Source organism: Chryseobacterium sp. (assembly GCF_041914225.1).
In the GTDB taxonomy this organism is placed as follows: domain Bacteria; phylum Bacteroidota; class Bacteroidia; order Flavobacteriales; family Weeksellaceae; genus Chryseobacterium.
Window position 1 is genome coordinate 1 of sequence record NZ_JAYSDT010000030.1, and the last position, 20,366, is coordinate 20,366.

A 20,366-nucleotide genomic window follows, 5' to 3' on the forward strand; every position below is an offset into this window, starting at 1 on the left:
AGGACCCATACATTAAAAGTGTATTGCTCTACCAGCTGAGCTACCGAGTCGGCCGCTTACTTTTTCAAGTAAATCCCTTTGTTTAAGGGACTGCAAAAATAGGAAAACCCTCCTTAATTCCAAATTTTCCAACGCTTTTTTGTAATAAATTTCACCCCAAAAAAGTCAAACACCTGTTTATAAATCAATTACGCTATTTATTTTTTTACTGAATTTTTCCAGCAATCATCATAGTTGACAGATAAGCTGTCATTTGGGGTAAAGAAAATGTTTGGCAGAATAAAAAACAAATTATATCTTAGCAACTAAGATAATTATCAAATAAGTAAATTAATGACAAAATATAATATCCGAAATTTCAGAGAAGCCAGCAGAGCTTATTCCGATGCCAGTATTTTCATGCATGAGGCCATTGCCAGAAAGGCAGGGCTTTCCAGTACCGATCATAAATACCTGGGACTTATTCTGCAGTATGAATCGGTTACAGCCGGAGAAATTTCTAAGTTGACAGGCCTTACAACCGGTGCTGTAACAGGTTTAATAGATCGTCTGGAGAAAAAGAATCTTCTGAAAAGACAGTTTATTCAGGAAGACCGAAGAAAAGTGATCATTATCCCAAATGTTGAGAACAGCATGAAATTACTGGGGCCCATTTTCGATGAACTGCAACAAAAAACACTGCGCTTAATTTCTACCTTTTCAAAAAAAGAAGTAGAAACCATTGAACGCTATTTCAGGGAAGCAACAATTCTTATGAAAGAAACAGCAGACCATTTAAACAACCAATAAACAATATAAAACCATGGAAAGTTTAACCACCACCTATATCACCCGCGCAGAAATATGGCTTTGCATTACAACTTTGCTTTATTTTCTCATGAATGGCGCACAGATTTTTGAGACCCTTATTTTTGTACCCAAATGGGCCTCTTCCCCACCCGAGACATTTAAGTTTCTTCAGGATGGAAAAGGAGCAAGCCTGAATTTTTTCTGGATTATACTCCACTCACTGCATGAAATCGCTTTCATTCTTGCCATTATTTTCTGCTGGAAAATAGATCCGGTAAGGAACTGGCTTCTGGTATTATTCATCATTCATGCCGCTGTAAGAGTATGGACACTTACTTTTTTTGCGCCCCATATTATCCAGTTTCAGAATCTGGCTGCAGCTTCTTCGGTTCCGGAACAAATCTTAACAAAAATATCGCTTTGGAAAACGCTTAACTATATCCGGGTAGCAGTTTATATTGCCGTTTCGATAGGTTTTATTCCTCTCTGTATTAAACTTTTCGGGTTTCACCAGTGATGAACAGCCACAGAATTTAAATATAAGAAAAAGAGACTGCCTGATCAGACAGTCTCAGCACTCTACTATAAAATCAGCTGATAAGCTATACTTTTTGTTAAAACATTTCCTTACGCAGGTGATAATCTGCGTGACTTCAGATAAAGAGCAGTACGATTAAGGTAAGGAAAAAGAAAAATCAATAACAGTGACGCTGCAAGGAGCCACACCATCATTTCGTAATAGTCCATTGCAAAACGGACATGATCCTGAACATTCATCCTTCCAATCAACAGCTTATTGGCAGCTTTTACGGCTTTACCTTCAGGCATTCCTCTTGCAACAAGTTTAGCGGTCTGCTGATGAAGAAAATTTTTAACTGCCGGGTCCACAGCACTTAAATGATCCTGAAATGCGTTATAATGACGGCTTTTTTCAAACAGTTCAAAAAAATTGATCAATGCAATGCTGATACAAAATCCGAAATATCGTACCGCCAGGGCCGTTGCAGCAGCTGAAGGGCCAATGGCAGCAGGAACTGAGGAGATAATAAAAATAATCGTCGGAACCATAATTAATCCTACTCCCAATCCCTGAATGAATAATGGAATATAATAATTAAACTCATCAGCCTGAACATCAAAAGAGTAATACATTAATCCGTGAAAGATAAGAAGCAACAAAAATCCGGGGCCCCAGATATATCTTATATTTTTCTTCTGTAAAACCATACAGCAGGCGATAATCACACCTGTAACCAATCCTGCAAGGTTAAAAATATTGATATAGGAGATGTGAAACGGATCCAGATGCAGCTCTGTTGCAAAATAACTATTGACAATCCCTGATGCAAACCGGCAGATGTACATCACAAAAAGGATCAGCAGACCTACCTTAAAATTTCTGTACCTGAAAACCCGCAGATCAATATAAGGTCTTTTGATAGCCTGCTGACGAAATATTGATACTCCACCCAAAACAACAATTCCAATGATACTTCCCATAATCCGCATGTCTTCCAGCCAATAATATTCCTGTCCGAAAATGGTAATATACCCGATCAGCACCAGCATCGTACTAAACAGCCCAAAACTTTGCCAGTCGAGCTTGTACAAATGAAATCTTGCATGGGTTCTGTAATTACTCATAGCCAGTGTAAGAAAAATAAGTCCCGGAAGGTATGAGAATATGGCTGTCTTATAAACGATATTAAAATTATAGGAATCAATAAGATCTGCTGTGATCAGGTTGTTAAAAGGCAAAGCACAGATCAGAATTCCGAAGAACACTGAAAAGCTGATCTCCCGCCCTCTTTCGCTGCTTAATCTTGTAAAAATAAGAGTCAGTGAAAGGTTTACGTTCCCTGCAAACAGCATTCCCTGCATGAAGCGTATCGGGAACAGTATATAGATTTCATGCGTAAAATAGCAGACCAGGCAGGCCAGGATCTGCAGCGTGGTAAAAAGCAGAAAATACTCTTTCGCAGCCAGGAAACTGAAAAATCTTCTTTCAAGGCTGTAAAAGCCTACATATCCGGCATAAAATAATGCTACTGAAAACTGGATATCTGCCGGTTCACTTCCGTAATATCCCGCCGCCGCATTCACATTGGCAAGCGGAAGAAAAAAGATAATGATCCCCGGCAGTGTCATTGAAAAAAGGATGATTTTAACAAGCCATTCGGGAGCCCATTTTTTGAAATAAGGCATCTGTCTTTTAGCCATTGGAATGCTTTTTATTGGCATATACATTTACATTCATTCCTACTTTCAGAATATCAATGTCTTTTCTTTGTCCATCCACCCTGATTCTTACAGGAATACGTTGTACAATTTTCACGTAATTCCCTGTGGAATTATCCGGCGGAAGCAATGAGAAACTTGAACCTGTTGCCGGGGAAAGTGAAATGATGGTTCCCTTAAACTCTCTGTCAGGATAAGAGTCTGCAACAATTTTTACATGATCTCCGATATGCATATCTTTGATTTGCGTTTCTTTATAATTGGCCACTACCCATTTGTCGGTTTCATTATTGACTATAAATGCAAGTGTTTCTCCTGCATCAATCATCTGTCCTACTTCAACGGTTCTTCTTCCCATCCTTCCGTCATATGCTGCAGTAACGGCTGTATAGCTCACATCCAGCTTATGACGGTCCAGCAGTGCTTCCAGTCTGGCAATTTCTGCAAGGACAACCGTTTTTTCCGCCCGGATATCATTTATTTTGGATATTGAGGCTGCATAATTATCCTGTGAAGATCTGTAATCACTTTCATTGATGTCAAGAGTTGCTTTTACATCTTCAAGACGCTGTCTGGTGGCAGATTCTTCATCATATAGTTTTTTGTACCTGTTATAATCAAGCTTTTGTTTCCAAACCTTTGCTTTATTGGCATCTACCTGATCCATTGCTGCGGCAGCCTCTTTTTCCGTAGTTTCTGTAGTACTTTCCAGGACTTTCAGTTGGGCGTAGGCTTTACGGAGGGCTGCCTGCGTTTGTTTTTCCTGAAGAACATATTCACGGTTATCAATGATTAAAAGGGTATCTCCTTTTTTTACTTCCTGATTTTCCTCAAATTTTACTGCAACAATGAATCCTCCGGCTCTTGAAATAATCGGGTTTACATATTCCTGCACCTGGGCATCATTGGTCTGTTCATATGCATAATAATTCTTTAAGGTAAAACCGCCCCAGACAGCAAGTGCGGCAACGATAGCAAGTGAAATCCATCCTGTGATCTTCGTGATCAGTCTGTCGGTTGGGGTATATTTTTTTTTCATTGTATTATAAAACGCCTGTAATGTTCTGTAGTAAATAATAATTGTTCTGTGCCATAATCTTTGCCGCTTCCAGCTCAAATTTTGTCTGAAGAAGCTGTATATCCGCATCCAGCAGTTCTGTAATAAGGGAAGTCTGGCTGAAGTAAGTATTTTTGATGATTCTTGCATTTTCCTTTGCCTGGGCTACATTGGCTTCTGCCACTTTGATCTGTTCCAGAGCTTCCTGATATCTCAGATAGGCTTCTTTCACCTGCTGTCTTACTTTATCTTCCGTATCCTTGTGTGCTTCCTCTTCTTTTTCAAACTCCAGCTGTGCTGCCTTTACCTTTTGGGTATTATGATACAGGGAAGAGATGGAAAACGAAGCTTTTATTCCCACTATTCCCAAAGAATACCAATAAGGATTGTAAGGATACAGGAAAATCTGTGGATTGGCATAGTAAAATTCTCCATACATCCCGACTTTAGGTCTTACATTGGCTTTCACCTGCTTTAGTTTAATTACACTTAATGCGGTCTGCTGCTCTGAAACGTGATAGTCAAAAGAATGATCCAGCGCCATTTTCAGATACTCATTATAAGAAATATTCTCATTCCACTGACCGGATGGCACTTCCGGAATAACAACCTGATCATCAGGGATCCCCAGAATAATATTCAGCTTCTGTGTAGCGATGAGGATATCATTTTCTATGGTCACCAGGGCCATTTTCCGTTTTGAAAGCTCAAGTTCAATCCTTAAAACATCACTTTTTAAAACCACTCCGTTTTTATAAAGCGCCTGTATTTCTTTGAGCTGGGCTTTCTGATCTTCAATATCCTGCTTAATAAGATCTCTGAAGATTAACGTTTTCTGCAACTCAAGATAAAGCGTTGCTGTTTTATAATGAATATCTGAAACCGACTGCTCTTTCCGGATGTCCTTAATTTTCTGAAGGGTCTGGTTTTCCTTAATTTTAAGGTTCAGCTTGTTCCCGTTGTAAATATTCAGGTAAAAATCCGCTCCGGCTCTGTACAACGTGTGGATGACTTCATGCTGCACAGGTCTGGAAAAAATTCCGTTTTCATAGATGGGAATGTTGGATGCTTTTTCTGCCGACCCTTTGACTTCTATTTCCGGAAGACGTTCTCTTTTGGCATCTTTTACTTCGGCTTCGGCAATGTCTGCGTTGATGGTATTGATTCTGATATGACGGCTGTTTTCTTCAGCTTTCTGCCATGCATCTTTTAAGGAGAGTCGTATGGTATCCCTTGTTGGACTGTCTGTCTGAGCCGATATGGTATAGGAAACTCCCAGCATCAGCAGTCCGGCGACATAAATTTTCATTTGAATTTTTGAATTATTGCACTGCAAATTTATTGGCAATCCGGAGATTATTTTTATCTAAAATAGTCAACTTTTACATGATTCCAGCCAAATGGTTATATTTGCAGTTTCATTGATATTTTAATTTTTTATGGGATTAATTGCTGCGCTTCCGGATATCGATAAGGATGATAAAAGTGTATTTGTCATGCATGAAAAATCGGAAAAGCTGATTCCTTTTCATAAGCACACCAAAGGACAGCTGAGCTATGTGGAGGGCGGTATCGCTTACATTACCATTGATAACAAAACCTATGTGGTTCCGGCCAGACATTTCTTCTGGATTCCGCAAGGGATGGAACATATTTTAGAAATCGGGCACACCGCAACGGTCTTGCGTTCTCTTTATTTTTATGCTCATGATGATGTTTCAGATCCTTTTTACAGCAGACTGGGAATTTATCCGGCCTCCGAACTGCTGATCCAGATGATAAAGTATACTGAAATATGGGATGAAAAACATGTTACCGCAAAAGACGAAAATTTTGAATTCCTGGTAGCATTAAAAAAAATTCTTCCCAAAACCCATCAACAGCCATTGCCCATTATTCTTCCGGCTACTCATCATAAACAGATGATGAAAATTGTATCTTATCTGGAATGGAATATCGGGGAAAGGCTTACTCTGGCCCATGTAAGCAGCAAGTTTGGTTTGAGTGAACGTTCTTTGTCCCGCCTGTTCAAAGCGGATATGGATATTTCTTTCCTGCAGTACCTGAAAACCTTAAGAATTATCAAGGCTATTGAACTGCTTTTAAATACGGACAAACCCATCAATGAAATAGCAGATGATGTCGGTTACAGCTCTATCAGTGCTTTTAGCGATACTTTTCATGAATTCACCCAATCCAGGCCTTCGGATTTAAGGAAGAGCAATAAAGGCATTCAGAATCTTACAGATTAAACAATCCTGAATTAAATAATAAAGCCTTTAAACTGTTTGCTTAAAGGCTTTTTGTTTATTATTACTGCGTTACTTTCATCATCGCGCTGGTAATCTCAATTTCTTTTTTTCCGGAATATGCGGAATCAAAAGGTTCCATAACGTTGAACAGATACTGGTAAAAAGGAGCAATCTGGCGTATATTTTCGGATTCCTTCACTGCTTTTTCTTTGCCCATCTGCTGAAGTCCTTTTATAAAAACATTGAATTTTTTGTCGATGGGCTCAATCGATTTTAAAAGGTAGGCATGCGCTTTTTCATTCTGTCCCAAGCTTTTATAAGCATCGGTAACCGCTGAAACAACAAGTGCATATTCCATCGGTTTTGACCTCATCTGTCTTTTTGCCACCGCTTTAAATGATGGTGAGAGACTCTGATAGTAATCATATTCTTCAAATATCTCTTTCTTAAGCATTTCGGCCAGCTGAAGCCCTTTCTGTTCCTGTCCTGCAACAATATACCCGGTAACGATGGCACTCAATGAACGTGGGTCATTGTATTTCTCCACAGGAATTTCTTTTGCAGCAAGATCCAGTAACTCCAGCGCTTTAGCTTTCTGTCCGCTTACCATAAGTGCTGATACTGCTCTGCTCACCGACACTCTGTAGCCCAGAATATTTGACGTTGCTGTTTCATCATAATAATTACTCAGATCTTTAAAATTTCCCCATCTGAAATTTTTTACCACCTGATAAAGAGAACCGGCATCTACCCTTCCTTTATCTCCACCGGATCCCTGAGGAGTATGGATAGGCACCAGCCTATAACTGAAACCGTCAAACTGCAGATATTCATCAAGATAAAAAATATTTTCACTGTCGTACATTCCGCCTGATGAGAAGTTTACCGGGCGCTTCCAATCAAAATTCGCGAGCATATCCAGCATCATCAGGTTGCTTTTGTAAAGGGTGTTCGCTTCATAATTAATCATAATCTGATCTACTGCATCCGGAACATCAGCCTGATTAATAATTCCCGCTTTTACAGCATTTTCTTTGTTCACAGGGAGAATAAATTTGCTTACCGGAAGAATATTATATTTTTCATATTGTTTTTCCCCGAAGTACATTTTCAGAAGTTCGTCTTTTTCAGATGATTTTAGTTTCAGGAACTTAATGGCATCTTTCAACGTCAGAGAATCCTGTGTCAGGTATTTTCTGAAATCCCGGAAAGCGGTTTCCGGTGCCCCCTGCTCTTTCAGCATTTGGAAAAACCCTTCCCAGTCTTCTTTTTTCATCAGATATACCTGATCATTCACTCCGTCTCTATATTCCTCATGCGCTAATTCACCCGGAATTCCCATGGCATTGTAGGTTCTTCTTTTCACCTGATCAATATTCCATGGAGTGGCTAAAAGGGTGAAATTGACAGTCTTCACATCGTCCCTGAATCTTTCTGTTTCCTGAATAGCCCATACCGGGAATGTATCATTATCACCATAAATAAAAATGATATCATCTTCAGGCAGTGAACGTAACAATGAATAGGCATAATCACGGGCTGCTGTCTTTTTACTTCTGTTATGGGAAGTATAATTCTGGAATCCCATCATAAAAGGAATTCCCAGCAATACAGCTCCCAAAACAATATTGACAGCATTGGATTTTACCTTAGACTGAATAAACCAAAGTATGGATCCCGCACCCAGACCGATCCAGATGGCAAAAGCATAGAACGAGCCCACCATGGCGTAATCTCTTTCCCTTACCTCAAACGGTTTTACTCCGGTATAGAAAACTATTCCCACGCTGGTTAGAATAAACAGCGAAAGAATGGCATAAAACCTCCCGAAATCCCTGTTGAGCTGGAAAAAGAAACCAATTAGACCTAAAATCAATGGAAGGAAGAAAAACTTTACGGTACTTTCGTTTTTAAACCGGGCAGGCATATGATCCTGATCGCCCAGCAAAGCATTATCAATGAAAGAAAACCCTGAAATCCAGTTACCATTGGTATTTTCCATATGGCCCTGGAGATCGTTCTGTCTACCAACAAAATTCCACATAAGGTATCTCACAAAGTAATATCCGTTCTGGAACGAGATGAAATAATCCATATTCTGTGCAAAGGAAGGGCGCTGTACCTTGATCAGATCATATGGTTTTACTTTCAGATAGTCTTCTGCCGTGATAGAATCTCCTTCATATTTTGCTCTCAGTTCATCAAAAATACGGTGGGCTTCAGGATTGTCTGCCACCTCTTCGTTATCATAATTAAAGCTAAAATCAGGAGCTCCGTACAAAGAAATATAATTAGCCATCACTTCTTTGTCCTCGTTGAACATTCTTGGCATAAAGCTTATGTGAGATTTATTAAACACATAATTGAATCTTTCCCCGGTTTTTCTGTAGGTTCCGGTTTTTTCATCTTTTTCATAAATATCTCCGGTGATGTCCCTTTTGTAGCTTCCGTCCTCCTCTTTTTCCAGTCCGTTTTTATCGAGAAATGCAGTGTAATTCTGTCCGTAGATGGTAGGCCAGTCTCCATATTGCACCCTGTTGTAATAATCTCTCATCCCGATAGCTGTATCCGGATCATTAAGGTTCATTGGAGGATTGGCGTTGGCCCTGATGGGAATCACCAGCCAGCAGGAGAAGCCAATGATCATGTAAACAAGGGATAAAACTACAGTCTGATATACCTTCTTTTTGGTTTTCCCGGCATACTTAATCAGGAGATAACTTATTAGGATCATGAGAACAAACGCAGCAATTGTCCCTGAATGGAAAGGAAGCCCTAAACCGTTCACAAAGAAAATCTCAAGCTGTCCAAACAAGGTCATAATCAAAGGGAAAATAATCTTGAATACAAAAGCCAGAATTCCGAGCGTAACCAGATTGGCTGTTATAAAGCTTTTCCACGAAAAGGTATAATTTCTTGCATAATATACCAGACATATAGCCGGAATAGCCAGCATACACATCATGTGCACTCCCACAGAAAGTCCTATGATGAAAAAAATAAGAATAACCCATCTTTCATTATCAGCAGCTTTATATTCGTTCTCCCATTTTGTGATAAGCCATACCAGCAACGCAATAAACAGGGAAGCCATCGCATACACCTCTCCTTCTACGGCAGAAAACCAAAAGGTATCTGAAAAGGTAAAGCATAAAGCACCGATAACTCCTGCAAATAGGATAGAGATTTCGTGATGTTTTGTAATATCTTCAAAATCTTTATGTAAAAGCCGTCTTAAAAAATGAGTGATCGTCCAGAACAGAAACAGAATGGTAAATGCACTGAATAACGCCGACATGGCATTGATCACAATGGAATAATTTTCAGCATTCCCCAATGCAAAAATACTCGCCACGGCTCCCACAATCTGAAATAAAGCAGTTCCCGGAGCATGGGTTACCTCCAGTTTTACGGCTGAAGAGATATATTCTCCGCAATCCCAGAAACTCAGAGAATATTCAATGGTTGAAAGGTAAGTAATAAGCGCAACAGCGAAAAGGAACCATCCCAGTACGGTGTTCCATTTTTTAAAAGACCAGTTTTTCATATCATATTTTCCAATATGTATATGACAACCGGGAGAAAGAGTTTATTACATTTCCCTTATTTATTCTAAAGCCACAAAGTCACAAAAGTCTTGGAGTAGTTTAATTAAGTTTAAAAACAATGTTGCAAAAAGTTCATATAAGAAGAAGTAAATCAAAGATTTCAAATAACTTAAGTGTACTTTAATTCAAAATAGAAAACTTAGAAACAGACTCAAAAAACTTTGTGACTTTTGTGGTTTAAAATATGCATATTTCTTAGTTGGTAAAATTTTAATAGGTATTATTCAATCCCCCATCCAGCGGAATGCTTGTTCCGGTAAGATAATTTGCATAATCAGACGCCAGAAAAGCCACCAGATGTCCATATTCTTCCGGCTTACCAAATCTTTTCATCGGAATTTTATTCTCCCTCGCTTTTTTTATTTCTTCTGCAGAATTGCCGGTTTGCTGAGCTTCATGGGCAACCAGTTTCTGAATTCTTTCAGTATCAAAATACCCTGTCAACACATTATTTACCGTAATATTATGTTGTGCAATTTCATTGGAAAGGGTTTTGGCCCATGCGATTACAGCAGAACGAATTGAATTGGATAATGCGAGATTTCCGATCGGTTCTTTTACTGAAAGTGATGAAACATTAATGATACGTCCGCTTTTCTGTTGGATCATATGAGGTAAAGCCAGTAATGTTGTTTCACAAACTGTTTTAAAAAGAAGGTCAAATGCTTTCTGGTAATCCTCAGGATTCTTATCAAGGGCAAGGCCGGGTTCCGGACCATTGGTATTATTAACCAGGATATCTACTGAATGTTCCTTAAAATATCCTGCAATTATTTTCTTATAGCTTTCAAAATCCGAAAAGTCAGCAACAAGATATTCATGTTTCTGACCGGCATTCATAACCGGCAGAGATGAAACAAAATCTTTAAGTTTAGCTTCATTGCGGGACATAACGGTAACATTGGCCCCGCACTTTGCCAGTTCAATGGCAATTCCCGCTCCTATTCCCTGCGTAGCTCCTCCTACTAAAGCATTTTTTGAAAAAAGTTGAATGTTCATCTGTATAATGACTATTGATTAATCTCTATAAATGTATGAAAATCTTTACTTTTAAAGTCATTTTAAATCATATAAGAAACTCTATTTCATAAAATAACAAAACATCAGCATTAGCCGATGTTTTTACTATTTGTGTTAATAGAATCTTCGCCGAAAGAATAATACCTGATCGGGAACTATCAGGAAATTAATCTCCGATTCGGAAAACAAGTACTTGAGTAGACGGTGCTGACAACTGCATTCCAGCTCCTCCACAGTTACCGGACTGGCCTCTTCCCAGTGATATTGTCCAGGTTTTATTGGCAGGAACAGTAGTTGCATAAGTAATTGTTCCTCCATGATTGGAAAGTACTCCCTCAGAATGTGATGCGGTACTGTGAATTCTTGAAGTAGTTGCATTGAGTGGAAAATCTACAAAGTATGAGCTTATTGTACATCCTGTAGCATTATGTATTGCTTCATAAACAAATGTAATCTGGTAAGTTCCTGCAGGAAATGTAATTGTGCTGGTGGCTGCGTTATAACTCATGCCCGGAATTGAGTTTTTTACAACAGACATGGGTACTACCTGTGATCCACCTGCTCCCTGCGCCTGTAAAAAGTTAGACTGTGTGGTTTCCAGCCTGAAAACTGCCGGACTGGGAATAGATAAAGCTCCTAATGTCCCTATATTCTTCACTATACCATTAGCATCAATTACCAACAGCGGATCTGTAGAGCTACTTCCTGTACCAACTCCCTGCAAACGCAGCGGATCGGTTCCGTTGACGTGAAGTTTATTCGTAGGGGCAGTAATACCAATCCCCATGTTTCCTGCTGTAGTAACCGCCACATCATTAGCCTGTTGTGCTGTTGAAGGTGTTCCTGTAGCCGGGTTATCCTTAGCTCCATCAATATTAAACACTCCCTGTGGATTAGAAGTCTAAATACCTACCTGAGCACCTAAAAAAATAAAATTTCCGGTTAAAAAAAATAAAGAATAGATCAGTTTGTGTTTCATAATAATTCTATTTTAGATTAATATTTATATGATTTATTTAACATAAACATTATATTATTTCAATAATAACTATTATTTAGTTGAAGTAATTAATTTATACTAAAACAAATATAATAAATATCACACAAAAGAGAACTAATTTTCATAAAAAATAATTGTTAATTTTTCAATACATTCAATCTCTGTTACAGAACGTTTATACAAAATTTATAATAACTGAAAGCATTCATAACTCTTTTCTTAATTATCAACAGAATGGTTATTTTGATATAAAAACCAGCATTTTTTTGAAAAAAACGAATTTCATACTTTTGAGAAAATCATAATCTTTTACAGAACATTTATTAAGGAAACTAAAAAAAGAAAACCCTTGATTATATCCAAAGGTCTTCTTTTGATTCTACTGACGGCCTACTTAACCACAATCTGTACAATATTTTTTCCGGTGTTTCAGCTTCTATTCCTGCAAGCAGGCAGGATAAAGGAACTCATTATCAAATTTAAATTATGGCTTTTCGTTCAGCAGTTCATCAATCTGTTTATAAAATGAATCTTTACTATAATCGGCAACGCCTTTATGGTGTAAACGGATTTCACCTTTTTTATCCAGTACAACGGTTGTGGGTAAAGATCCGCTATACAATACATCTGGGATATTTCCAGTTGGTGTAAGAAAAGGAACCGTAAAGCCTTTCTCTTTTAAATAAGATTTCCCAAGACTTATATTATCATCCAGGTTTACCGTAAGAAATACCATATCCGGATTGTTTCTGTATCGGTCATATAACTTCTGAACAGACGGAAACTCCGCCCTGCAGGGAGGACACCATGATGCCCAGAAATTAATGAAGACTACTTTATTGTGTAAAGCGGAAACATCAATCATTGTTCCGTCTTCATTTTTCAGTATAAAACCGGTATAAGAATCATGGTTTAAAGTATTTTTTATTTCTTTTGCCTCTGATATTTCGGAATTGAGGATTCCGGTGGAAGCAACCTGCCTCATGAGCCATGCCTTTGCATCTTTATTCACCAATATGACAATGAACAACACTGTAAGTACTGCAGTAGAGCCATTTCTCTTCAACCAGATTTTCAGATTTTCCATATTCTTCCGCTTAATTCCCTGCCAATATAGGGTAAATATTTTGATCGAAAATTCACGTAAATAGTTTTTAAAACAAAATACCTTAATTCCTAAAGGGGATTTAAACAAAAATAAACTGGAAATTTCATCATGTCAGTAATAAAATTCATCCAACAGCCGTTAATAATTTACTTTTTAATATAACCAATGAAAAATAAAGAGATAAATCAATATAAGATGCATAATATTATCTTTTATGCAGGAGACTTACTTTTTAACTGCTCTTTATATTTTCAAAAATCTGATTTTCCAACAGATTTATTTCATAATTAACACATTACGTGTAACAAATCCCCTATTCATCCAACTAATCGAACATTATCAAAAAACTAATTCATAGATAAGAGATCTACTACTTTAAAATAAACTAATGCAAACATCCTTTCTAAAAATTACCGCGGCCACGGCTGCGCTCTGTTTCAGTACTCTGGCAATAGCCCAAAAAACCTATTCCGTAAGTGGGACGGTGAAAGACAAAAAAAACGGTGAGCTGCTCATCGGAGTATCTGTAAAGGTAAGTGAAGATCCCGCCATTAATGTTGTAGCCAATGAATATGGATTTTATTCCTTATCACTACCTGAGGGAAATTATACTCTCGTTATTTCCAACCCGGGATATAAGGATTTTGAACAGCAGATCAAAGTGGATCAGAATATAAAACTGGATCTTCCCCTTATTCCTCAGGAAACAGAGACCAAAACTATTGACGAAGTAGTGGTAACGGCCATAAAAAAGGATAAAAACTTAACCTCTGCCCAAATGGGAGCGGAAACGTTAAACATTAAAAGTATAGAAAAGCTTCCTGTTCTTTTCGGGGAAAAGGATATGATGAAAACCATACAGCTTTTACCGGGCATCAAAAGTAACGGTGAAGGAAGCAGCGGATTCAGTGTAAGAGGTGGCGCTACCGACCAGAACCTGATCCTGCTGGATGAAGCACCGGTTTATAATGCCTCCCATCTTCTTGGTTTTTTCAGCACATTCAACAATGATGCCCTGAAAGATGCCAGTATCATCAAAGGAAACAGCCCTGCCCAATATGGAGGCCGTCTTTCTTCTGTGCTGGATGTCAAAATGAAAGACGGAAACAATAAAGACTATAACGTGAACGGAGGAATCGGTCTGATCAGCAGCAGGCTGAGTGTGGAAGGTCCTATTCAGAAAGAAAAATCATCATTCATTGTTTCAGGAAGAAGAACGTATGCCGATTTATTCCTTAAGACAAGTAAGGATTATAAAGACAACAAGCTGTACTTTTATGATCTTAACCTGAAAGCCAATTATCAGATCAATGAAAACAACCGTATTTACCTTTCGGGGTATTTCGGAAGAGATGTTCTGGGACTGGGAGACACCTTCAATACAGACTGGGGAAATACTACAGCCACGTTGAGATGGAACAGTATCATCAGCAGCAAGCTATTCTCCAATACATCATTTATTTACAGTAATTATGATTATAAAATCAGTCTGAAAAATGATGATACGGTATTTGATTTAAATTCAAAAATCCGTGACTGGAATCTGAAGCAGGATTTTACCTGGTTTGCAGGAAACAAGCATTCTGTGAAATTCGGGCTGCAGTCTATTTATCACACCTTAACTCCGAGCAGCGCTTCCGGTACTACGGTGAGCAGTTTTGTAAGAAATCCGAGATATTCATGGGAAAATGCGGTTTACATCAATGATGATTATAAAGCAACGGAGAAGCTGACCATCAATTACGGGGCAAGGCTTTCCATGTTCAGTGTATTGGGAGGTGATACCTTCAATACTTATGAGAATGGAGTGCTTACCGACAGCAGGTTCCTGGAAAAAGGAAAATTCGGGAAAACCTATGTAAATCTTGAACCGCGGATCAGTGCCAACTACCGCATCAATGAAGTGAGCAGTGTGAAAGGAGGTTATTCCAGAAATACCCAGAATCTTCACCTGTTAAGCAACAGCAACAGTGGAAATCCTACCGATCAGTGGATCGGAAGCAGCTATACGGTAAAACCGGAGATTGCAGATCAGATCAGCCTTGGGTACAGCAGAAATTTCAACAACAACAATTATGAATTGAATGCTGAGGTATACTATAAAGACATGAAAAACCAGATCGACTTTAAAAACGGGGCTCAGATTGGCTTTGACACAGGAGCGGATGTAGAAAGTGAACTGTTATTCGGAAAAGGAAGAGCATACGGGCTGGAACTTATCGCCAAAAAGAAAAGCGGAAAACTTACAGGATGGATTTCGTATACGCTTTCCAAAACGGAAAGAAAGATCAACGGAATCAACAATAATGAATGGTACAATGCCAGAATGGACAAAACACATGATCTTTCCATTGTTGCAACGTATCAGCTTAATCCGAAGTGGAGTTTTTCAGGGCTGTTCGTTTACAGTACAGGAAATGCGGTTACTTTCCCTACCGGGAAATATGAGCTGAACGGGCAAACCATATTCCAGTACAGCAACAGAAATGCAGACAGAATGCCTGCTTATCACAGAATGGACCTAAGTGCTACTTATGAACCAAGCTCCAATAAGCGTTTCCGCGGATCGTGGACATTCGGTATTTATAATCTGTATGGCCGTGAAAATGCCTATACCATTAATTTCGAAGACAATCCTGACCGTCCCGGAACCACCCGTGCCATGCAGACCTCTTTATTCCGCTGGGTACCTAACATCACATATAATTTCAAATTCTAAATCATGAAAAATACATTTTATATCATATTATCTCTCCTGGCATTAACCTCTTGTGAAAAAGAAATCGATCTGGATCTGAATGATCAGAGCGGAAACATTGTCATTGAAGGAAATGTTACGAACCAGCCAGGTCCTTACACCGTAAAAATCACAAAATCAGTAGGTTTTTCAGAACCAAATCAATACCCTGCTGTTACCGGCGCCCAGGTTATTTTAAGTGATGATATGGGTCAGACCGAAACACTTCAGTATACAGGAAACGGAATGTACCAAACCTCAACTTTTACAGGCTCCCCCGGCAGAACCTATACATTGAAGGTACAGGCTGAAGGAAAAGAATATACAGCCCAGAGCAAAATGCCTGAAGTGGTTTATTTTGACGGATTGAAGCAAAGCTCTTTTAAATTTGGTGATAAGATTACTTATACCCTCTTACCACTCTTTACAGACCCAATGCCGCTCGGGAACCGTTACCTTTTCATTTTTACAATCAATGATCTTTCTAAAAAATACATAAATACAATTTCAGATAATGTCAATAACGGATTGCCCAACCAGCAGCCTCTCATCCTTCCTAATGATGATAACAAAGGCAGAGATCACGAAGTAATTGTAGGAGATAAAATTCATGTGGAAATGCAGTCTATAGATACGAATGTATTCACTTATTACAGTGCTCTGCTTCAGATCTCAGGCGGTAATGGGGGAACCGTTACTCCAGCTAACCCTCCAAGCAATATCAGCAACGGAGCATTGGGATATTTTTCCGCCCATACAACAGATACGGAGACTTTTGTAATCCAGCCCCCTGTTACTCCATAAATTTAAAAAGGATATTCCGTTTTTGGAATATCCTTTTTAATTCTGTTTTATCTCAGCTTACCAATTTCTATTAATTTATTTTTTACTTTCAGTTTTTTCCTGCTCCTGTTTGATTTTCATGAGCATATCAATAGCATCCAGATTTTTAGGGTTAAGGGATAATGATTTACCATAGTTCATAATAGCAGCCTTATAGTCTTTCGCCATCCAGTAAGCCTCTCCCAGGCTATCAAATAAATTAGCATTTTCAGGGTACATTTCTGTAGCAAAGGTAAAAATTTTAATAGCCGCGCCTATTTGTTTTTTGTCCCGCATCCATTCATATCCGATATAATTGCTGAGCCAGGCTAATCCTGATGTAGCTTTATAATTTTCAATTTCTTCTTTGGTTTTACCTGCTGTTCCTTTTGCCCAGATATCCTGGAGATATCCCGCAGGATTATCTGCATCATTATATTTTTTATAAAATAATACACCTTCTGAGGTGGCAGGAAAAAGGTCTGCCATCATGTAGGAATGAGTCCCTTTTTTCAATTCTTTCTCAAGATTAATTTCGACTGAATGAGAGAAATCATGGTGGAGAAAAAGCTGTATTGTTCCTTTATTCAGATCATAGATATTGGTATACTGTGTATCTTTCACATGCATCTGATCCATCACTGAAGAACAGAAAGCTGGTGTTCCGTCAGGTTTCCGGGCTTTAAGAAAACTGACACCTTTCATATAATAATCCAGCTTTTTCTTATCTTCTTCAACGGTACTTTTTGTAGGATTAAAATTCGACTGGATATAGTATTCCTGATTTCCCAGAACCAAAGCTCCGCCTTCTACAAGTAAATATTCTCCTGTTTTATCAACAAACATCATCACACTGGAAGTCAGAAAACTCATATCTATGGCAGACAGATAGTCCTTTACCTGATGAACTGTATTAAAATTTGCCATCACATAATGTACAATATCCCGAACCGGCTTTTGAACCTTCCCTTCCTGTTTGGGAACTGAAATTTCCGGAGTGGCAAATCCATCAAAAACTAACCCGGCTTCGTTCATGGCTCCCTGAGGAAACCGATTGATAAAACCAACATAGGCTACTCCGTATTTATCCTGTTGTTTAGGCTCAAACCAGATTTCAGCATTGGGACTTACCCAGTCTTCATTATTTCCAACGATTGTCTTTCCCTTGTGGGTCATTTTAAACATGCTGCAGCCATAAAAGGCATGACTAAGGAAAAGGAGAAAAAGAGTTAATACTTTGATTTTCATGGATTATCATTTTGGTACAATCAAATTTAATCAAAAAAATAAAAACGGTTAATAACTACTGACAATCTGCTGTCACAACCACCTCTTACCTTTGTTAAAATAATTTTAATAAATATTCTTATGAAACTTACCTCATTAAGACTCATCAGTAAAGACATCAAAGCAGCAGTAGCATTTTATGAACAGGTTATAGGCATAGCTGCCACATGGTATACAGAAGATTTTGCAGAACTCTCTGCTGATTCTATCACAATCGCTATCGGAAGTACCCGGACAATGCAAATGTTCTCAGAAGGTCTGACAGATTTCGCAGGAACAAAATCAACCATTATCGAATTTCTGGTTAAAAATGTAGACGAAGAATATGGAAGGATTAAAGAGATAGCATCTGAAATCATCCAGGAGCCAACAACAATGCCTTGGGGAAACCGATCTCTCTTGTTTTGTGATCCGGATGGAAATATGATCAACTTTTTCACTCCGGTAAGCGAAGAGGCAGTGAAAAAATTCAGTTAAGTTTTAAACAACTTTATCATCAAAAAATAAAACCTCACTGCCCAACAGCGAGGTTTTTATTCTGATCTTTAAAAGTCAGTCTTATTTTCCCAGGAATTCAATAGCTTTGGCAACAAATGTATCATGGTACTGGTAAAAAGAAGCGTGTCCCGAATCAGGAAAAATAACCAGTTGCGCATGGTCTAAATGCTGAGCCATATTTTTAGCATTCTGAACAGACACCGGAAGGTCATTTTCACCATGAACAATCAGTACCGGATTTTTAATCTTCTCTATTTCTGTAAGGGCATCAGCATTAGGCTGGGCCCAGCTCAATACAGCTGTAAACTGTGCGTTGGAAGCAGCATCACTCAATGGAATATCTCTGTCTGTAGTACGGAGCTGAATTCTTGCAAAAGAAGCTTTTCCTTCCTTGATACTCTGCGCAGATTCTGTAAATCCGAATTTAAGAAATGAAGCTTCAGGGCTCAATCCTGCAGTTCCTGCAACAATAGCAGGCAGATTAGACAACCCGATTGCCCCCTGTGGTCCTGTCCCGGTTAAAATCACTTTATTGATTAATGACGGATTGGTCAGCACTATTCGCTGTGCAACAAATCCACCCATAGAAAATCCCATGATATTCACTTTGGTCAGATTCAACGCTTTGATAAAGTCTACCGCATCATCGGCCATTGCCTGAACAGTATTGGGGGTTGTTCCTTTGGAGGAAGCTACGCCTTTATTATCGAAGATGATTACTTTATACTGTTTTGCAAGACCATCTGTCACTGCAGGATCCCAGTCATCCATAGAACCGCCTAATCCAGGCAGCAGTACCAATGGAATTCCATCTTTTTTTCCTAAAACACGATACGCAATGGCATTTCCTTTAACGTTTATGAATTGGGTCTTGGCAGTTTGGTGGTTCCTGTTTTGTACCTCCTGCATCGTGGGAGGCTCGTTTTCTTCAGTGCAGGATACTGTTGCTACAGTAAAAAGAGTTAAACATAGTAATAAGCTTAACGCGGAGATTTTTCTGATTGTTTTCATTGTAGTTTATTTTTGTATGATTATGGTGCAAACATAAAACACAAAAACAGGCAGAACACGTGAAAGCTTTATCAACAGGACATTTTAGTGATTCAAGTAGACAATTGGGATAGCGAAAATTAAAACCGGATGTTCAAATGTTTTAAAAACATTCTATTTTGTTTTTAATGCACTGAGAGTTTTCATCGCTTTATCAGCATCTTCTTTCGCGATAAATAAATGATCATGGAAATAAGCTGCGACTACATTACAGCTGATATTTTCATTTTTTAAGGCATTGGCAAAGGCGGCGGTAAGCCCTACGGCTTCCAGTGAAGAGTGGATAGTAAGAGTTATCCATGAAGAAATATAGGTATAAACCATATTCCATTCATCTGCTATGGCTTTCTCCAGCACAATGGTAACGGCTTCATGCTCACGGAAGAAAAACAGAACCTTTTCTATATCCGGAATTTCACCTAAGGCTTCAACGGTACAAAAAACATATTCTCCGGCATTCAATACCGGTTCCATCTTTTGAAGCAATACAGCTAAGTCTTTTTCTCCTGACATCTTTTTGTCTGCAAAACTAAGATACAGACAGCAACATTCATTTATCATTTGATAAAAAACCATATTCAATGCTATTTTATCAGTATTTTTAAAAGATTTTCTATCAAAAACAAAAAAGGAGGCTGACTGCCTCCTTTTGATTTTGTACTGTAACCTTCAACTGAACCTCACTATATGTGTTTGTGTTTTTTTGATCATTTGTTTTTTTAAGAAGTCCGTTTAAGGTTATTCATACACTTCTTTAATTCCATCGTTGTGTTATTAATTTTCATCATTTGTGTTTTTATAACTACCGTTTATTATTTGTATAGTTATAAATCATCATTTGTTTTTTTGTGTATGAAATTCTAATAATTGGAAGCAATTCTCATTTGCTTTTTTCATTAT

At 38.4% G+C, this 20,366-nt stretch carries 16 protein-coding genes; 6 read left to right on the top strand and 10 right to left on the bottom strand.

Annotated features, from left to right (window positions below; translation table 11 throughout):
- Window positions 1–333: 333 nt before the first annotated feature.
- Window positions 334–789, top strand: coding sequence for a MarR family winged helix-turn-helix transcriptional regulator (locus tag ACE3RB_RS13505; RefSeq protein ID WP_374464684.1), 456 nt, complete (start codon window positions 334–336; stop codon window positions 787–789).
- Window positions 790–802: 13 nt separating this feature from the next.
- Window positions 803–1,306: a transposase gene (locus ACE3RB_RS13510; protein WP_374464685.1), complete on the top strand. Its 504-nt coding sequence runs from the start codon at window positions 803–805 to the stop codon at window positions 1,304–1,306.
- A gap of 110 nt (window positions 1,307–1,416) precedes the next feature.
- On the opposite strand, the gene ACE3RB_RS13515 is transcribed toward ACE3RB_RS13510, so the two are convergent.
- From ACE3RB_RS13515 to ACE3RB_RS13525, 3 genes are read right to left on the bottom strand one after another with little or no spacing between them, the layout of a single operon-like run.
- A complete protein-coding gene (locus tag ACE3RB_RS13515; RefSeq protein WP_374464686.1) occupies window positions 1,417–3,009 on the bottom strand; it encodes a beta-carotene 15,15'-monooxygenase in 1,593 nt (530 codons plus the stop codon).
- Entirely contained in the window at window positions 3,002–4,066 is a 1,065-nt protein-coding gene (locus tag ACE3RB_RS13520; RefSeq protein WP_374464687.1) for an HlyD family secretion protein, read from the bottom strand. Before ACE3RB_RS13520 ends, ACE3RB_RS13515 begins: the two co-directional genes overlap by 8 nt.
- 4 nt (window positions 4,067–4,070) lie before the next feature.
- Window positions 4,071–5,393 (bottom strand): TolC family protein, encoded by a 1,323-nt coding sequence (locus ACE3RB_RS13525; protein WP_374464688.1) that lies wholly within the window; start codon window positions 5,391–5,393, stop codon window positions 4,071–4,073.
- A gap of 130 nt (window positions 5,394–5,523) precedes the next feature.
- On the opposite strand from ACE3RB_RS13525, the gene ACE3RB_RS13530 reads away from it, so the two are divergent.
- Window positions 5,524–6,336: a helix-turn-helix domain-containing protein gene (locus ACE3RB_RS13530; protein WP_374464689.1), complete on the top strand. Its 813-nt coding sequence runs from the start codon at window positions 5,524–5,526 to the stop codon at window positions 6,334–6,336.
- 61 nt (window positions 6,337–6,397) lie between these two features.
- Here the strand turns inward: ACE3RB_RS13530 and ACE3RB_RS13535 are convergent, their stop codons facing one another.
- The 4 genes from ACE3RB_RS13535 to ACE3RB_RS13550 all read right to left on the bottom strand — a co-directional run bounded on the left by ACE3RB_RS13535 (window position 6,398) and on the right by ACE3RB_RS13550 (window position 13,051).
- Entirely contained in the window at window positions 6,398–9,883 is a 3,486-nt protein-coding gene (locus ACE3RB_RS13535; protein WP_374464690.1) for a DUF2723 domain-containing protein, read from the bottom strand.
- A gap of 271 nt (window positions 9,884–10,154) precedes the next feature.
- Window positions 10,155–10,943, bottom strand: a complete 789-nt coding sequence (locus ACE3RB_RS13540; RefSeq protein WP_374464691.1) for an SDR family oxidoreductase — start codon at window positions 10,941–10,943, stop codon at window positions 10,155–10,157.
- Between the two features lie 187 nt (window positions 10,944–11,130).
- A complete protein-coding gene (locus tag ACE3RB_RS13545) occupies window positions 11,131–11,847 on the bottom strand; it encodes a hypothetical protein (RefSeq protein WP_374464692.1) in 717 nt (238 codons plus the stop codon).
- 601 nt (window positions 11,848–12,448) lie between these two features.
- Window positions 12,449–13,051, bottom strand: coding sequence for a TlpA family protein disulfide reductase (locus ACE3RB_RS13550; RefSeq protein ID WP_374464693.1), 603 nt, complete (start codon window positions 13,049–13,051; stop codon window positions 12,449–12,451).
- Window positions 13,052–13,460: 409 nt separating this feature from the next.
- Between ACE3RB_RS13550 and ACE3RB_RS13555 the strand changes: the two genes are divergently transcribed.
- Window positions 13,461–15,791: a TonB-dependent receptor domain-containing protein gene (locus ACE3RB_RS13555; RefSeq protein ID WP_374464694.1), complete on the top strand. Its 2,331-nt coding sequence runs from the start codon at window positions 13,461–13,463 to the stop codon at window positions 15,789–15,791.
- Window positions 15,792–15,794: 3 nt separating this feature from the next.
- Window positions 15,795–16,613: a DUF4249 domain-containing protein gene (locus ACE3RB_RS13560; RefSeq protein ID WP_374464695.1), complete on the top strand. Its 819-nt coding sequence runs from the start codon at window positions 15,795–15,797 to the stop codon at window positions 16,611–16,613.
- A 75-nt stretch (window positions 16,614–16,688) separates the two neighbouring features.
- Here ACE3RB_RS13560 and ACE3RB_RS13565 read toward each other — a convergent pair whose 3' ends face one another.
- Window positions 16,689–17,879 (bottom strand): hypothetical protein, encoded by a 1,191-nt coding sequence (locus ACE3RB_RS13565; protein ID WP_374464696.1) that lies wholly within the window; start codon window positions 17,877–17,879, stop codon window positions 16,689–16,691.
- A gap of 120 nt (window positions 17,880–17,999) precedes the next feature.
- On the opposite strand from ACE3RB_RS13565, the gene ACE3RB_RS13570 reads away from it, so the two are divergent.
- Window positions 18,000–18,395 carry a VOC family protein gene (locus tag ACE3RB_RS13570; RefSeq protein WP_374464697.1) on the top strand — a complete coding sequence of 132 codons (396 nt, stop codon included), beginning with the start codon at window positions 18,000–18,002 and terminating at the stop codon, window positions 18,393–18,395.
- Between the two features lie 81 nt (window positions 18,396–18,476).
- Here the strand turns inward: ACE3RB_RS13570 and ACE3RB_RS13575 are convergent, their stop codons facing one another.
- Together ACE3RB_RS13575 and ACE3RB_RS13580 are read right to left on the bottom strand one after the other, a co-directional pair.
- Window positions 18,477–19,427: an alpha/beta fold hydrolase gene (locus ACE3RB_RS13575; protein ID WP_374464698.1), complete on the bottom strand. Its 951-nt coding sequence runs from the start codon at window positions 19,425–19,427 to the stop codon at window positions 18,477–18,479.
- A 153-nt stretch (window positions 19,428–19,580) separates the two neighbouring features.
- Window positions 19,581–19,979, bottom strand: a complete 399-nt coding sequence (locus tag ACE3RB_RS13580; RefSeq protein ID WP_374464699.1) for an ACT domain-containing protein — start codon at window positions 19,977–19,979, stop codon at window positions 19,581–19,583.
- Window positions 19,980–20,366: the final 387 nt, after the last annotated feature.

What these genes read in the sequence shown, in the direction of transcription:
- ACE3RB_RS13505 (WP_374464684.1), top strand. Translation starts at nt 334, where the DNA reads ATGACAAAATATAATATCCGAAATTTCAGAGAAGCCAGCAGAGCTTAT.
- ACE3RB_RS13510 (WP_374464685.1), top strand. Translation starts at nt 803, where the DNA reads ATGGAAAGTTTAACCACCACCTATATCACCCGCGCAGAAATATGGCTT.
- ACE3RB_RS13515 (WP_374464686.1), bottom strand. Translation starts at nt 3,009, where the DNA reads ATGGCTAAAAGACAGATGCCTTATTTCAAAAAATGGGCTCCCGAATGG.
- ACE3RB_RS13520 (WP_374464687.1), bottom strand. Translation starts at nt 4,066, where the DNA reads ATGAAAAAAAAATATACCCCAACCGACAGACTGATCACGAAGATCACA.
- ACE3RB_RS13525 (WP_374464688.1), bottom strand. Translation starts at nt 5,393, where the DNA reads ATGAAAATTTATGTCGCCGGACTGCTGATGCTGGGAGTTTCCTATACC.
- ACE3RB_RS13530 (WP_374464689.1), top strand. Translation starts at nt 5,524, where the DNA reads ATGGGATTAATTGCTGCGCTTCCGGATATCGATAAGGATGATAAAAGT.
- ACE3RB_RS13535 (WP_374464690.1), bottom strand. Translation starts at nt 9,883, where the DNA reads ATGAAAAACTGGTCTTTTAAAAAATGGAACACCGTACTGGGATGGTTC.
- ACE3RB_RS13540 (WP_374464691.1), bottom strand. Translation starts at nt 10,943, where the DNA reads ATGAACATTCAACTTTTTTCAAAAAATGCTTTAGTAGGAGGAGCTACG.
- ACE3RB_RS13550 (WP_374464693.1), bottom strand. Translation starts at nt 13,051, where the DNA reads ATGGAAAATCTGAAAATCTGGTTGAAGAGAAATGGCTCTACTGCAGTA.
- ACE3RB_RS13555 (WP_374464694.1), top strand. Translation starts at nt 13,461, where the DNA reads ATGCAAACATCCTTTCTAAAAATTACCGCGGCCACGGCTGCGCTCTGT.
- ACE3RB_RS13560 (WP_374464695.1), top strand. Translation starts at nt 15,795, where the DNA reads ATGAAAAATACATTTTATATCATATTATCTCTCCTGGCATTAACCTCT.
- ACE3RB_RS13565 (WP_374464696.1), bottom strand. Translation starts at nt 17,879, where the DNA reads ATGAAAATCAAAGTATTAACTCTTTTTCTCCTTTTCCTTAGTCATGCC.
- ACE3RB_RS13570 (WP_374464697.1), top strand. Translation starts at nt 18,000, where the DNA reads ATGAAACTTACCTCATTAAGACTCATCAGTAAAGACATCAAAGCAGCA.
- ACE3RB_RS13575 (WP_374464698.1), bottom strand. Translation starts at nt 19,427, where the DNA reads ATGAAAACAATCAGAAAAATCTCCGCGTTAAGCTTATTACTATGTTTA.
- ACE3RB_RS13580 (WP_374464699.1), bottom strand. Translation starts at nt 19,979, where the DNA reads ATGTCAGGAGAAAAAGACTTAGCTGTATTGCTTCAAAAGATGGAACCG.